10 protein-coding genes, 1 tRNA gene and 1 pseudogene are annotated in these 15,544 nt (G+C 53.7%); 4 read left to right on the top strand and 8 right to left on the bottom strand.

The genetic code is table 11. The features are described from left to right. Positions 1 to 124 precede the first annotated feature (124 nt). Positions 125 to 212: transfer RNA gene (locus tag JK231_RS08835), tRNA-Ser, on the top strand. A 64-nt stretch (positions 213 to 276) separates the two neighbouring features. Here JK231_RS08835 and JK231_RS08830 read toward each other — a convergent pair. Next, positions 277 to 909 (bottom strand): LysR family substrate-binding domain-containing protein, encoded by a 633-nt coding sequence (locus JK231_RS08830; protein ID WP_349291516.1) that lies wholly within the window; start codon positions 907 to 909, stop codon positions 277 to 279. 72 nt (positions 910 to 981) lie between these two features. After that, positions 982 to 1,080, bottom strand: a pseudogene (locus JK231_RS25740) (LysR family transcriptional regulator); the annotation flags it as partial. A gap of 165 nt (positions 1,081 to 1,245) precedes the next feature. On the opposite strand from JK231_RS25740, the gene JK231_RS08825 reads away from it, so the two are divergent. Both JK231_RS08825 and JK231_RS08820 read left to right on the top strand, forming a co-directional pair. Further along, complete coding sequence (locus JK231_RS08825; RefSeq protein ID WP_211728393.1) at positions 1,246 to 2,259, top strand: nitrilase family protein; 1,014 nt, start codon at positions 1,246 to 1,248, stop codon at positions 2,257 to 2,259. Between the two features lie 91 nt (positions 2,260 to 2,350). Beyond that, entirely contained in the window at positions 2,351 to 3,220 is an 870-nt protein-coding gene (locus JK231_RS08820) for a hypothetical protein (protein WP_211728392.1), read from the top strand. Positions 3,221 to 3,291: 71 nt separating this feature from the next. On the opposite strand, the gene phoH is transcribed toward JK231_RS08820, so the two are convergent. The 5 genes from phoH to putP form a co-directional block, all read right to left on the bottom strand. Next, positions 3,292 to 4,080, bottom strand: coding sequence for a phosphate starvation-inducible protein PhoH (phoH, locus tag JK231_RS08815; protein WP_034824330.1), 789 nt, complete (start codon positions 4,078 to 4,080; stop codon positions 3,292 to 3,294). Positions 4,081 to 4,654: 574 nt separating this feature from the next. Continuing rightward, positions 4,655 to 5,935 carry an iron uptake transporter deferrochelatase/peroxidase subunit gene (gene efeB / locus JK231_RS08810; protein ID WP_097116814.1) on the bottom strand — a complete coding sequence of 427 codons (1,281 nt, stop codon included), beginning with the start codon at positions 5,933 to 5,935 and terminating at the stop codon, positions 4,655 to 4,657. A gap of 2 nt (positions 5,936 to 5,937) precedes the next feature. After that, complete coding sequence (gene efeO / locus JK231_RS08805) at positions 5,938 to 7,056, bottom strand: iron uptake system protein EfeO (protein ID WP_211728391.1); 1,119 nt, start codon at positions 7,054 to 7,056, stop codon at positions 5,938 to 5,940. Positions 7,057 to 7,110: 54 nt separating this feature from the next. After that, complete coding sequence (gene efeU, locus JK231_RS08800; protein ID WP_211728390.1) at positions 7,111 to 7,944, bottom strand: iron uptake transporter permease EfeU; 834 nt, start codon at positions 7,942 to 7,944, stop codon at positions 7,111 to 7,113. Between the two features lie 527 nt (positions 7,945 to 8,471). Then, complete coding sequence (putP, locus tag JK231_RS08795) at positions 8,472 to 9,956, bottom strand: sodium/proline symporter PutP (RefSeq protein ID WP_097116811.1); 1,485 nt, start codon at positions 9,954 to 9,956, stop codon at positions 8,472 to 8,474. A gap of 445 nt (positions 9,957 to 10,401) precedes the next feature. Here putP and putA point away from each other — a divergent pair, with 445 nt between their 5' ends. Continuing rightward, a complete protein-coding gene (gene putA, locus JK231_RS08790; protein WP_211728389.1) occupies positions 10,402 to 14,346 on the top strand; it encodes a trifunctional transcriptional regulator/proline dehydrogenase/L-glutamate gamma-semialdehyde dehydrogenase in 3,945 nt (1,314 codons plus the stop codon). Between the two features lie 89 nt (positions 14,347 to 14,435). On the opposite strand, the gene JK231_RS08785 is transcribed toward putA, so the two are convergent. Continuing rightward, positions 14,436 to 15,518 carry an acyltransferase family protein gene (locus tag JK231_RS08785; RefSeq protein WP_211728388.1) on the bottom strand — a complete coding sequence of 361 codons (1,083 nt, stop codon included), beginning with the start codon at positions 15,516 to 15,518 and terminating at the stop codon, positions 14,436 to 14,438. Between the last annotated feature and the right edge of the window lie 26 nt (positions 15,519 to 15,544).

The following is a 15,544-nucleotide window of genomic DNA, read 5'->3' as shown; positions in this document are numbered from 1 at the left end:
AGATGCAGCAAGCTGCACAGAGCTTAAGCGGATAGAACAAAAGGAGAAAATAGGGCTTGACCGTATTCAGGTAACTCCCTATAGTAGCGCCCCGTTGACCCAGTGCGGTTGGCAGAAAAAATGTGGTGAGATGTCCGAGTGGCTGAAGGAGCACGCCTGGAAAGTGTGTATACGGCAACGTATCGGGGGTTCGAATCCCCCTCTCACCGCCATCATTTTGAAGAAGAGCCTGAACGAAAGTTCAGGCTTTTTTTTGTCTTCAATTCAGCCACATCGTTAATTTATCTGGCCATCTTCCATTACCATCGCTAAAAACTTGTCTCTTAGCGGGTCCTTAATATGACCATTCCACGCCAAACCGGTGTGCCATTGGGTATGCTCGCCTTCCAGAAGCAATAGTGTGACGCCTACAGGCAGGATGTGTTTCACACTCGCCGGCAGTAACGCCACACCATCACCAGCGGCCACCAGCGCCAGTAACGTCTGAATATCATCAGCAGCCGACACCGTGCGCGGCGTGAGGTTTCTTGCGGTCAGGAATTGATCGGCCTGCGTAGTGAGCCCTTCGCCCCGCTGAGGTGCCAACTGTAAGAGTTGATGATTTTCAATAACCTGTGTTGTTTCTAAGTGACTCGATAATTGATCAGCGGCTACCGCCAGCACTAATTGTTCCGTATCCAGACTGTGACTTTGCAGTGGTTCAGGCACGGGTAAGAGCACAAATCCCACCTGCAGTCGTCCTTCAGCAAGCCATTGGGTCTGAACCGCCGAAGGCATATCGTTGAGCGAGACCTGTACGCCGGGATAACGAACGCGAAAGGCAGCGACACGTTTGGCAGCAAAAAGATAAGAAGAGATGCCAAAACCCAGAGTGAGTTTTCCTGAATCCCCTCTTTGGATCGCCGTCACGTCAGCGAAAAAATCCGCATAGCGCTCCACTGCCTCGCTGGCAGCCGCTAACAATTGATCTCCCGCCACCGTTAACCGCGCACCATGCCGTCCGCGATGAAATAACGTCACACCAGAAAGGTGCTCCAGTGTCTGGATCTGTTTCGAGAGTGCGGGCTGGGTGATGCAGAGCTTATTGGCCGCCTAGTGGTAGGTGCCTTCTTGCGCCAGCGTCACAAAGGCGCGTAACAGTTTAATATCCATTCCAATCGGTTATCAAAGTGGGAGAAGTTGTGATTATACACGGTGGTTTTCCCTCTGGTGAAATAGCGACCTGGTTCCTTTTGGAGAATCACCATGGAACATTCACTTCGCGTTGCCACCGTGCAGTTTTGCCATCGCGCCAGCGACAAAGCTTACAATCTTTCCGTGATGGAGCGCTTTATCGCGCAGGCCGCACAAGAAGAAGTCAAAATATTAGCCTTTCCTGAAATGTGCATCACGGGTTACTGGCATGTGCCGGATCTGCCCATTACAGAGGTCGAAGCCCTGGCCGAGCGCACGGAAAACAGCCCGTCACTGGCGCGTATCGCGAGCCTGGCGGAAAAGCATCAGATGGCGATCGGCGCCGGCTACATCGAAAAGCATGATAATGGACTGCTCTACAATGCCTATGCGGTCTGCATGCCGGATGGCCAACGCCAAGTACATCGTAAGATCCATGCTTTCGAACATGCGGGCATCGCCCAGGGAAATGAATTCACCGTGTTTGACACGCCATGGGGGGTGAAAGTCGGGATTCTGATTTGCTGGGACAATAATTTAACCGATAACGTCCGCATCACCGCGCTCATGGGAGCCGATATTCTGATTGCCCCGCATCAAACAGGTGGCACCCATTCACGCAGTCCCTTTGGTATGAAACCCATTCCGGTGAGCCTGTGGGAAAACCGAGAAAGCGATCCCACCGCACTGGAAATCGCTCTGGCTAGCGACAGCGGTCGAGGCTGGTTGATGCGCTGGCTGCCTTCGCGTGCGCACGATAACGGTCTTTTCGTCCTGTTCAGTAATGGCGTCGGACTGGATAACGGCGAGATCCGTACCGGCAATGCGATGGTGATTGATCCCTATGGCCGCATCGTTAACGAAACCACTTCCTTCAGGGATACGCTGGTGAGTGCCGACCTGGATCTCTCGTTACTGGCGATGTCTACCGGACGCCGCTGGATCCACGGTCGTCGCCCGGAGCTTTATCAACTCCTGTGTGAACCTCAGGGCTATGAGCGTGATGCACGTACTGCACGGTTCTCCGAAGATGTTCCTGTGTTCGATCATAAAATGGCGCGTAAAACATTTTTGGATAAAAAATAACGCAGCATGAGGAGTAAACCTTTCGCTTTTTATGAATACCGACACTGAAGACGCCTGGGGAAGTTAATACTAATATAGGGAAAAACAATAAATGAAGGGATTTATGCATCATGGCATTTTTATCTGCGCCATGACATTCACCTCGTTAGCTGAAGCGGTAATAGAAATTCCGTTTAAATTCGATGAGAGTGCAGTACCGATTGCAACACTGAATATTAATGGTCAGGATGGCGAGTTCATGCTTGATACCGGCTCCGCATTTGCTTTCCATTTTGATCAGTCATTTATACGACAGGTGCCCTGGTTAAAACCCCTAAAGGAGAAAGTGCGCATCACCGATCTGACCGGCGAAGTGTTCCTGCATGATAAATTCATGTTCCACCATGTTTACGTCAATGGTATGAACTTTGAGAATGTTGAAGGGATTTCCCTGGTTCCATGGGGGCTGACGCTGCAGCCTGACGGCAAACGTCCGGAAAGTATGGTTATCGGATTGGGGCTATTCCGGCAGAAAGCCCTGCTCATCGATTATCAGCATCGCCTTTTTTCCGTTGCTGATCGGCTGGACGATTTCAATATCGATCGTCAGCAATGGTTAACGCTGCCGTTAACCTTAACCCATGAGGGTATTATCATTGAGGCAATGAAGAATAATGAAACCTTTAATATGCTGCTGGATACCGGTGCATCACACTCAATGCTGTGGAGTAAACGTTTAAATAGAACAGAGAACGTTTATCCCTGCAAAGAAGTCATCGACGAATTGGATTATGAAGGCTGCCGGGCGACTCAAATAAATATCAAAAACGCGACATCCGGGGAAATAGATATCGATGTCGTGCTATTAGATGATGTTGACTCGCGAATGGCAGCGGAGGGTTTATTAGGCACCGATTTCTTACAGCACCATCTTGTTCTGATCGATTTTCCTAACCAGCAGTTATTCATTGAACCAGGCTAAGTAGCAATAAAAAAACCCGGCTTGCGCCGGGTTTTGCTTCGCTACACTCTCAATCAATTACGACTCAATGGTTAACCGTAAGCCAGCAGCGTGCGCTGGCAAAGTGCCGAACGGACGCAGTCGTTTTTGTCGAAACGCACCACACCAATCATCTCGTCTTCTTCGAAACGCGCCAGCGCATCAGCAAGACCGGATTTGACATGGGACGGCAAGTCACACTGGGTGATATCTCCGTTGACGATAACCGTCACGTTCTCGCCTAAGCGTGTCAGGAACATCTTCATCTGTGCCGCAGTGACGTTTTGTGCCTCATCAAGGATCACTACCGCATTTTCAAACGTACGTCCGCGCATATATGCGAAGGGCGCAATCTCTACCTTGGCAATTTCAGGCCGCAGGCAGTACTGCATAAAAGAAGCGCCGAGACGTTTAACCAGAACGTCGTATACCGGTCGGAAATACGGGGCGAACTTCTCGGAAATATCCCCAGGAAGGAAACCGAGGTCTTCATCCGCCTGCAGAACCGGGCGCGTCACAATAATCCTTTCGATATCCTTATTGATCAGGGCCTCAGCCGCTTTGGCTGCGCTAATCCAGGTTTTACCGCAACCGGCTTCACCGGTGGCGAATATCAGCTGTTTCGTTTCTATGGCATTAAGATAGTGCGCCTGAGCTTCATTTCTGGCTTCAATCGGGCCACGATCGCGTGAATCACGCGCCATACCAATTGAGTCCAACCCACCCATCTGCACCAGCGAAGTGACCGATTCTTCTTCGCGCTGACGGTGACTGCGAGAATCACTACGAACGACTCTTCTTGCTTCACGACGCGCTTTGATCACTGCTTTCTGTCTTCCCATAGTGGCACCTTACAGTTGGTTTCATTTATCGCGGCGGATCACCCGCGGCGATGACTTGAACGCTTTAGAGGTTTGTTTGGCTTCCTTGTAAGCCGGGTCTGGCCATTGAAAATAGTGTGCAACAACGACGAAGCGCTGAAGCGCACCGGTAGAGAATTGGCGTTAGTTCGGAAACGATAATTGAAAAGTGAAGAGGATACTTTGGAGGGAAGAAATCCCCCGCAGTGTACTGCGCTAGCTGAAGTGTATTTAACTGTCCATAGAAGGACCGGGTCATGCGCGAACTCCAGTGGACTTAGCCACACAACTGACAACGCTTATGAGTAAAGTGCATCATATTAACCATGCTTTGCAACAGTATTTTTACGTCACGACAAAGAAAAACAGATAAGCGAAGCATGAGAATTTTCGTCTTAAATTAAATTATCTCGCATTTTCAGTTAGATGGATTATTTGACGTGCGACGAACTTTTTCGGAACATTCGGAACAGGAAGCGACCAGGGGAAAGTTTACGGTCGGTGAAAAAAGCGCCAGCGCAACCTTATCGCTGTGCTGGCACGGTGCGTTTATTAATCAGGCCTGCAGTAAAGGCTGGCCAAGGTAATGTTTTTCGTCAGGGACGCCGGGCAAAACGAAAAAGTATCCGCCGCCAATTGGACGAATATATTCTTCCAGCGCTTCGCCATTGAGACGTTTTTGCACGGTGATAAAGCCTTTGGCTAAATCATGCTGATAGCAAACGAACAAGAGTCCCATATCTAGCTGCCCCGAACCGGTAATCCCTGAGGAGTAACTGTAACCCCGGCGCAGCATTAAACTGCTGTCGGTTTCCGGCGTGCGTGGGTTAGCGAGACGGATATGCGCATCCAGCGCGATGACATCGCCATCCGGGTCTTTGCTGTAATCCGGCACGTCATGTTCCTCTTTCATGCCCAGCGGCGCACCGGAAAGTTTCTCACGACCGAATATCGTTTGCTGTTCACCCAGTGGAGTGCGATCCCACATTTCAACGTGGAAACGAATGATACGCACCGCCTGATAACTGCCTCCCTGCGTCCATGCGGGTTCTTGTTGATTTGCAGTGACCCACAGCAACTGATCCATCAACGCAGGATTATGCGTGTCAGGGTTAGCGGTGCCATCTTTAAAGCCCAGCAGATTGATCGGCGTTTCTTTACCGTGACTGCGTGCGGCGTGGTCGGCGATAAAGCCGTCGCGCCGCCAGCGCACGGCCAGCAGATCGGGCGTGTACTTAATGATGTCGCGCAGTGCGTGTATCACCGTATCTTGCGTATTGGCGCAGATTTGCAGCAGAAGATCGCCGTGACACTGATCGGCATCCAGCGAATCGTTGGGGAAGCGCGTCATGCTTTGCAGTTGCGTCGGTTTGTGTGCACTCAAACCAAAGCGCTCATCAAACAACGAGGTGCCCACGGACAGCGTCATGGTGAGATTATCGGGTGCGATATCGGCGCCAAGAATGCCGGAATCCATTGGCGGCAGCTGCGGGTTGGTGACAACTGGCGCGGCGCCTCCTTTTGTCAGGAAAGCGAAGCGCGCTGTTAGCAGACGGAACAGACGCTCGAGGTCACTTTTATCACTGGCTAAGACGTCAAAGGCCACCAGCATCATCGAAGCTTGCTGCGGGGTGATAATGCCAGCCTGATGCGGGCCGTAGAAAGGTTGCGCCTGCTGGCGCGCATCGGGTGCAACCGTGCCAGGAGAGAAGCTGTCAGCCGCGGCTGCCGTATGGAACGGACAACCGCCACTCAGGGCGGCCGCGCCGCCCAACATACCTAACCCCTGCAATAAACGACGACGCGACGGCTCTGCCGCGTCATTTTTATGGCTCATGATTAGTCGAGACCTAAAGTTCCGCGCAGCAGGGAGAGATCTTCCGCCAGAGTGGTGATCGGCCCTTTCAGCGCATTGCGGTCAGCGGTAGTCAGTTTCTCGTAAGATTCGAAACCGTCTTTGGTCCGGTATTTGCTGAGGATGCTGTCGACTTTCTTAAAGTTAGCATCGACTTTCGCCAGCAGCTGCGGGTTAGCTTTTTGCAACTGTGGACGCAGCAGATCAACGATTTTCTGTGCGCCGTCGATATTGGCCTGGAAGTCGGACAGGTCGGTACGGCTGTAACGATCTTCTTCACCCGAGATTTTGCTGGCCGCCACTTCTTCGATCAGGCCAGCTGCGCCACCGACCACTTTCGCCGGAGGGAAGGCCAGTTCACTGATGCGGGTCTGCAGATCCAGCACGTCCTGATTCAGCTTAGTGGCGAACTCTTCAGCACCTTTGGTGGTTTTGTCGGCCCACAGGATTTTTTCGATGCGGTGGAAGCCGGTGAATTTCGGATCGTCCGCTTTTTTCTCGAAGTCATCTTCACGGGCATCAATGCTGCTGTCCAGATCTGAGAACAGTTCTGCAATCGGTTCGATACGCTCGTAGTACGCACGGGTTGGTGCGTACAGCGCTTTGGCTTTTTCCAGGTCGCCCGCTTTAACCGCATCGGTGAAGGCCTGAGTGCCCGCCACCAACTCTTTGACTTCGCTCATCACGTAGGTTTTGTAGTCTGTGATTGGGCCAGCCAGCTGCATGATGTCGGTTTTACCTTTGGCAGCGGTTTTCGACTCACCCGATACCACCAATTTGCCTTTCGGGTTGGTCAGCAAGCCACAGGTCATGTCATATTCGCCCGCTTCGAGGTTCGCAGTCAGTTTCTGGCTAAAACCCGGCGCGATGTTTTCACGCTCTTCTACCACCATCACCCCTTTCAGGATTTCCCACTCCAGCGCTTTCTGGCTGTTGTTTTTAATGATGAACTGGGTTTTACCCGCCTGCACATTGAGTGACATCGGCTCACACTGTTTGTCAGTGACGGTAACCGTGACTTGCGGGATGGATGCAGCAGATGCGGCGCCTGAGAGAGCCAGCATTGAAACCAACAGCGCCTTACGGCGGAAGCGAATCGTCATAGTGATATCCCTGTTACATGGAAGAACAGACGCGCAATCGCGCCTGATTTAATTTCAGCGTGTGGTGCGCGCAGCACTGGCCGTTGGGCGCGCCGGGAAGAAGAACAGCAGCAGCGCCGGAATCAGGTAGATAAGCCAGGCCGCCACTTCACTGACGCTTGGCGTTTCCTGATAGCCGAGAATGCCTTCCAGCAGCGTACCGACCACCGAGTGGGTGGAGAGCGTGTTGCTGAGGTCGAAAGCAATGTCCTGGAAGTGGTTCCAGAGCCCCGCTTCGTGGAAAGCACGGATCGCACCTGCCGCGAGACCTGCGGCAACAAAGAGAATGAATAAGCTGGTCCAGCGGAAGAAGCTCGCCAGGTTGAGGCGGATGCCGCCGTAGTAGAGCAGCATGCCCAAAACAATCGCCGTTAATAAGCCCAGCACCGCGCCAATCGGCGGCGCGTAGCCAACATCCTGGGTGAAAGCCGCCAGCAGGAAGAAGACGGATTCGAGACCTTCACGCGCCACGGCCAGAAAGACAATGAGGACCAGCGGGAAGCCACCGCCGCCCTGCTTTTGCAATGCCTGATCGACCGATCGTTCCAGTGTGGCTTTGATGTTACGTGAGACTTTGCGCATCCAGAACACCATGGAGGTGAGGATGACCACCGCGACGACCGCGACGATGCCTTCAAACAGTTCTTGCTGTTTTTGCGGGAATTCGCCGGTGGTTTCATTGATGAAGATGCCAAGGCCTAAGCAGAGTGCCGCGGCAATGAAGACACCCGCCCACATCGCGGGGAACCACTGAGTGCGCTGGGTGCGTTTCAGGTAGCTGGCAATCAGGCTGACGATGAGAGCTGCTTCAAGACCTTCACGCAGCATAATGAGAAACGGTACGAACATCACCAACCTCTTGATTGTTAAGGAGGGTAAACCTTAGGTAAAAATACGTAAAGTGCAAACGATATCGATTATCATTATCGCGGGTAAAATTACAAGTCACTGAATGAAATTATTTCTCATTTGCGGGCTGTAATACGGATTCACTGAAAATGGGTGATGGGGATTTCAGCGTTCAGATAAATATTCAGTGCTGGGGTGTGGCTGCAAGCTCAGTGCCGGGATATCGCTGCAGGTTCAGTGCCGGGTTTTCGCTGCACGTTCGGTGCAGAGTTATCGCTTCAGGTTCAGTGTAGAGGTGTCGCTTTGAGTTCAGCGCATTGTCCACTAAAGGCCATCCCGATCGCGAAGAAACCACGCATCCCTGCAGATCGGCCGCGCCGTCCATGGCGCGGACGCTTCGCTCCCCGGAATGGCCTTTATCGGACGACTAACTATGTCATTGCTTTGAAGGGAATGCTGAAGCCTGGTCGATTCCATAATAAAAAAGCCCGCCGTATACGGGCGGGCTTAGTGTGTCAGAGACAGAATTACTTGGTGTTGTATTCAGCTTCAGCGGCGGCGAAGCGCGCTTGTGCTTCTTTTGATGGGCCTTTGCCGATCAGGCTGAACACCACAATCGCGATGCTGGCGAAGATGAAGCCAGGAATGATTTCATACAGTTCGGTGTAACCATACTGTTTCCACAGAAGCACCGTCAGTGCACCAATCACCATCCCGGCCAGCGCGCCATTGCGGGTCATACGTTTCCAGCATACGCCGAACAGAACAACCGGACCGAAGGCAGCACCAAAGCCCGCCCATGCATAGCTGACTAAGCCGAGCACACGGTTTTCCGGATTGGCCGCCAGCGCGATGGCGATCAACGCAATCAGCAGCACCATTAAACGCCCTACCCACACCAGCTCTTTCTGACTGGCATTTTTACGCAGGAAGCCTTTGTAGAGATCTTCTGTCAGGGCGCTTGAGCACACCAGCAGCTGGCAGCTTAGGGTGGACATCACCGCTGCCAGAATCGCAGACAGCAGGATGCCAGCAATCCACGGGTTAAACAGGATACGCGCCAGTTCAATGAACACGCGTTCGCCGTTCTGGCTTACGCCTGCCGCTTGCTCAGGGTGGTTCTGGAAGTAGGCGATACCGAAGAAGCCCACCGCCACGGCACCGGCCAGGCACAGGATCATCCAGGTCATGCCAATGCGACGTGCAGTGCGAATCGAGTGATGTGAATCCGCCGCCATAAAGCGCGCCAGGATATGCGGTTGTCCAAAGTAACCCAGGCCCCATCCGAGTAAGGAGATAACGGCAACAAAGTTGAGCCCTTTCAGCATGTCGAGGTTTTCAAGACTTTTTGCTTCGATCACCGCCAGTGAATCATCCAGGCCACCTACCGCGATAATCACAAACACCGGAGTGAGGATCAGCGCGAAGATCATCAGGCTGGCCTGCACGGTATCGGTCCAGCTCACCGCCAGGAATCCGCCCACCAGCGTATAAAGAATGGTGGCAGCAGCACCGGCCCACAGCGCAGTTTGGTAATCCATACCGAAGGTGCTTTCAAACAGACGTGCACCCGCAACCACGCCTGATGCGCAATAAATGGTGAAGAAGATGAGAATGACTACAGCGGAGATAACACGCAGCAGCTTGCTTTTGTCTTCGAAACGGCTGGAGAAGAAGTCCGGCAGCGTTAAGGCATTATCGTGATGTTCGGTCTGCACGCGCAGGCGACCTGCCACAATTTTCCAGTTAAGCCAGGCACCGATGGTCAGGCCAATGGCGATCCAGCTTTCTGAAATGCCGGAAAGGAAGATGGCGCCGGGTAAGCCCATCAGCAACCAACCGCTCATATCTGATGCACCCGCTGACAGTGCGGTGACCACACTGCCTAAACTGCGTCCGCCCAGAATGTAGTCGTCAAAGTTTTTGGTCGAACGGTAGGCAATAAAGCCAATCAGCACCATTCCCAGGATATAAATTACAAAGGTCACCAACATCGGTGTACTCATACTCATACTCTCTCCACTTATTATTTAATCCGTTAAGAGAAATCTTTTTTCCTGAGCCATCGGAACGGGACGGCATCAGGGCTTTACCGCATCCAGAGAAAGCGATTTCTCTTAAGGCGCGGTATCCTGCCGCAAAGGGGCGGCGCGCACAATGCATTTAACACAGCTGTCACAATGGTTTCACCTGACTTCGCTGATTTAATGCCAATAGGTTGCACGCGCTCACACTTTGAGTTGCACCTTGTTCAACATGAGAGTGCTCTCGTTGAAGGGAGTTGCAACTTTGGCGAGCTTCTTGCAGCAAGTTTTGTGCCGTTTTTTCACATGGCCTATTTTAAGTGTTGATAAACGTGCAACTCAGGTCACATTTAACATGGTTGCACAAAGTTGCAACATGAGTGATAGTGCAGCCCACGCTGATGTTGAATCATATTTTGAGGACGAGGAAATCATGGGAACGACCACCATGGGGGTGAAGTTGGATGAAGCCACCCGCGATCGCATTAAATTGGCGGCAGGTAAAATTGACCGCACCCCACACTGGCTGATCAAACAGGCGATTTTTAACTACCTTTCGCAGCTGGAAGCCGGTGAATCTTTGCCGGAAATTCCCCTACAGCTCGCCGACGCCGCCAGTGAAGAAGGCACGGCAGATGAGTCATTCCAGCCCTTCCTCGACTTCGCTGAACATATTTTGCCGCAGTCGGTTACGCGCTCTGCCATCACCGCTGCGTGGCGTCGTCCGGAAACCGATGCGGTACCGATGCTGCTTGAGCAGGCGCGTCTCCCTGCCCCGCTGGCCGAGAAAACCCATCAGCTGGCTTATAGCCTGGCGGATAAGTTGCGTCACCAAAAAGGTGCAACCGGGCGCGCCGGAATGGTGCAAAGCCTGTTACAAGAGTTCTCTCTTTCTTCGCAGGAAGGCGTGGCGCTAATGTGTCTGGCGGAAGCGCTGCTCCGTATTCCCGACAAACCAACTCGTGACGCGCTGATTCGCGACAAAATCAGCAATGGCAACTGGCAGTCGCATCTGGGCCGCAGCCCGTCGATGTTCGTTAACGCCGCAACCTGGGGTCTGCTGTTTACCGGACGTCTGGTATCGACTCACAATGAAGCCAACTTGTCGCGTTCACTAAATCGCATTATTGGTAAGAGTGGAGAACCGCTGATCCGCAAAGGCGTGGATATGGCGATGCGCCTGATGGGCGAGCAGTTCGTCACCGGCGAAACCATTGCGGAAGCACTGGCCAATGCGCGCAAACTGGAAGAGAAAGGCTTCCGCTACTCCTACGATATGCTGGGTGAAGCAGCGCTGACCGCCAGCGATGCCAAAGCTTATCTGGTGTCCTATCAGCAGGCGATCCATGCCATTGGTAAAGCTTCCAATGGTCGTGGCATCTATGAAGGTCCAGGCATCTCGATCAAACTGTCGGCCCTGCATCCTCGCTATAGCCGCGCGCAGTATGAACGCGTGATGGAAGAGCTATATCCTATCCTTAAATCACTGACCTTACTGGCGCGCTCTTACGACATTGGTATCAATATCGATGCGGAAGAAGCAGACCGTCTGGAACTGTCGCTCGATCTGCTGGAAAAACTGTGCTTCGAGCCGGAACTGGACGGCTGGAACGGGATTGGCTTTGTGATTCAGGCATACCAGAAGCGCTGCCCGTTTGTGATCGACTCCCTGATCGATCTCGCCCAACGCAGCCGCCGTCGCCTGATGATCCGTCTGGTAAAAGGCGCGTATTGGGATAGCGAAATCAAACGTGCGCAGATTGAAGGGCTGGAAGGTTATCCGGTTTATACCCGCAAGGTGTACACCGACATCTCTTACCTGGCTTGCGCCCGCAAACTGCTGGCGGTACCGAATCTGATCTATCCGCAATTTGCTACTCATAACGCTCACACGCTGGCAGCGATCTATCAGCTGGCAGGCAATAACTACTATCCGGGTCAGTACGAGTTCCAGTGCCTGCACGGCATGGGCGAACCGCTGTATGAGCAGGTGGTCGGCAAAGTGGCAGACGGCAAACTGAACCGTCCGTGCCGTATCTACGCACCGGTCGGCACCCATGAAACCCTGCTCGCCTATCTGGTACGTCGCTTACTGGAAAACGGGGCCAACACCTCGTTTGTTAACCGCATCGCGGATAACACCCTGCCGCTGGATGAGCTGGTTGCCGATCCGGTTTCTGCGGTGGAGAAGATGGCGCTGACCGAAGGCGCAGTCGGTTTACCGCATCCGAAAATCCCGCTGCCGCGCGATCTGTATGGTGAGAAGCGCGCCAACTCAGCCGGTCTGGATTTGGCTAACGAACATCGTCTGGCATCACTCTCCAGCGCCCTGCTCAATAGCGCCAGCCAGCCATGGATTGCCCAGCCGTTGGTCGAAGGTGAGCTGGGTGACGGCGTGAGCCGTCCGGTACTCAACCCTTCTGCGCCAGCCGATGTGGTGGGCAGCGTGCGCGATGCCAGCGAAGCAGAAGTCTCGGAAGCGCTGGATGCCGCAGTAAATGCCGGTCCAATCTGGTTTGCCACCCCGCCACAAGAACGTGCAGCCATTTTGGAGCGCGCCGCCGAAGCGATGGAAGGCCAGATGCAGCAGCTGATTGGCCTGCTGGTGCGTGAAGCAGGTAAGACCTACAACAACGCCATTGCCGAGGTGCGTGAAGCGGTTGATTTCCTCTATTACTACGCCGGTATGGTGCGTGATGATTTCGATAACGAAACCCATCGTCCGCTCGGCCCGGTGGTGTGCATCAGCCCGTGGAACTTCCCGCTGGCGATCTTCACCGGTCAGATTGCTGCAGCACTGGCAGCCGGTAACAGCGTGCTGGCGAAACCCGCTGAGCAGACGCCGTTGATAGCCGCGCAGGCGGTACAAATCATGCTGGATGCGGGCGTGCCATCAGGTGTGCTGCAACTGCTGCCGGGCCAGGGCGAGACTGTCGGTGCACAGTTAACGGGTGACGAGCGAGTACGCGGTGTGATGTTCACCGGTTCCACCGCCGTCGCGACGCTGCTGCAACGCAATCTGGCGGGTCGTCTCGATCCGCAAGGCCGCCCAACGCCGCTGATTGCTGAAACCGGCGGCATGAACGCCATGATCGTGGATTCTTCGGCGCTGACTGAGCAGGTGGTGGTCGATATCGTTGCCTCCGCCTTTGACAGCGCCGGACAGCGTTGCTCGGCGCTGCGTCTGCTGTGCGTACAAGATGATGTCGCCGATCACACCCTGAAAATGCTGCGTGGCGCGATGGCCGAATGCCGCATGGGCAATCCGGAACGTCTTTCTACGGATATCGGCCCGGTGATCGACGCCGAAGCCAAAGGTAACATCGAGCGCCACATTCAGGCGATGCGCAATAAAGGTTTCACCGTGTATCAGGCGGCGCAGGACAATCCGCAAGACAGCAAAGAGTGGACCAGCGGCACCTTTATCAAGCCCACCCTGATCGAACTGGGTCAGGTGAGCGATCTGGATAAAGAAGTGTTTGGCCCAGTGCTGCACGTGGTGCGTTATGCGCGTAACAGCCTGCCACAGCTGATCGATCAGATTAACGCCTCGGGTTACGGTCTGACGCTGGGTGTGCATACGCGTATCGATGAAACCATCGCGCAGGTCACGGCAGGCGCGAAGGTCGGTAACCTGTATGTGAACCGCAATATGGTCGGCGCGGTCGTCGGCGTGCAGCCCTTTGGTGGAGAAGGTTTATCCGGCACCGGTCCAAAAGCCGGTGGTCCTTTGTATCTCTATCGCCTGCTGGCAAACCGCCCAGACAGTGCACTGCGTAAGACCTTCGATCGTCAGGATGCCGAGCGTCCAGTCGACAGTTCCGTACGTGCTGAGCTGATGAGCGCGCACCAGGCATTGCAGAGCTGGGCGCAGGATAAACCTGAACTGCTGGCACTCTGTCAGCGTTATGACGAGCTGGCGCAGGCGGGTACGGTGCGACTGCTGCCAGGCCCAACCGGTGAACGTAACACCTTCACGCTTCTGCCGCGCGATCATGTCCTTTGTATCGCGGATAACGAGCAGGACGCACTGACGCAACTGGCAGCAGTGACCAGCGTGGGCAGTCAGGCAATCTGGCAGGATGATGAGTTGCATCGCGCACTGCGCAAATCACTACCTGCCGCCGTGCAAAAACACGTGGTGTTGGTGAAAGATTTGCTGGCCGCCGGGTTTGATGCGGTGATCTATCACGGTGACGCCGATCAGTTACGTGTGCTGTGCGAGCAGGTTGCTGCGCGTGACGGCGCGATTGTTTCGGTGCAGGGCTTCGCGCGTGGCGAAACCAATCTGCTGCTGGAACGTCTGCTGATAGAGCGCTCACTGAGTGTAAATACCGCCGCAGCGGGTGGTAACGCCAGTCTGATGACCATTGGTTAAAAAGATAAGGGCCCGCAAGGGCCCTTTTTCATGGCGCGCCGCGACGAGTATATCCACTTGTTGCGGCGCTACTGTTTTGTACTTTGAGCTTAAGCCACAGACTTGTTGCGCTTCATACCAATCAAGGTCGGGAAGACAAACAGCGACTGCCCCAACCCGCGATTGGTGACAGACCACACCGCCACCGACAGCAGCGAGCAAATCCCCACAATCGCCACCGGATAGAAACATGCCCACAACACGGAGAACCAGGCATAGTCAAACAGATGATGGCGCTGAGCGAACAGAATCGCTGACATGCCAAAATACTCAATGAAAATACGATGGATCACGTAGATTTGCAGGGTGTTACGGCCAATCCAGTTAAAGTACGTCATCTTAAAGTGCGCGTTAAGCCAGCGGCAGGCCGCCACGCTCGCCAGCACCGCGATGATGCACAGGAACAGGCTCTTATCCAGACCGAAGATAATGTGAATCCCTGATACCGCCGCCAGCAGCGCCCATGGCACGAGATTTTCACGACGCCATTCGCTCATACGCAGCATCAGCGGGCTCCAGAACGCGCCCAGCAGGAAGAACAGGAAGTACTGCGCCACGCTTTGCGGTCCCCAGTATGGAATGATCTTCTCCACCGCCAGATAGTTAAGCGCAACCGCGACCACCAGCAACGCCACTTTCTGTTTGTGGAAGATCTTCGCACACAGGAAATACAGTGCCAGTCCGTACAGATACCACGAGGTGCTCATCGCCATAAACGTCAGCTTCAGGAACTCAAACAGTGAACCCGCATAGGCGGCATTCAGATTGTGTGAGATACGCTGGCCGGTAATCTCTGTCGAGATACCCACAATCGACCACCACTGAATAAAGCCCCACAAAATATAAAGATAGAACAGGTTGGTAATACGACTGGTAAATACCTGCTTCCACGGACGATTAAGAATCCCGTTGGTTGCCAGCAAGCCCGAAACAAAGAAAAAGGCTGGCATACGCAGCGGAGATAAAACAGTATTAAACTGCACCCATATTTCTGCCGGTATCCAACCCGCCGTCAATAATTTCACCGTTCCTTCAAATCCGGGTAATACGGTGTGGTACAACACCACCAGCAATATGCAGGCCCCTTTTAGGGTATTGACCCATGCAATATCTTCTTTCCTGGCGTTATTCATATGATTAACTCCCGCTGCTGTGTAGG

Origin of the sequence: Pantoea sp. JGM49 (assembly GCF_018257655.1) — a bacterium.
In the GTDB taxonomy this organism is placed as follows: Bacteria; Pseudomonadota; Gammaproteobacteria; order Enterobacterales; family Enterobacteriaceae; genus Pantoea; species Pantoea communis.
The sequence above is the reverse complement of the archived record's forward strand: the minus strand, read 5'-3'. Positions and strand labels throughout refer to the sequence as shown.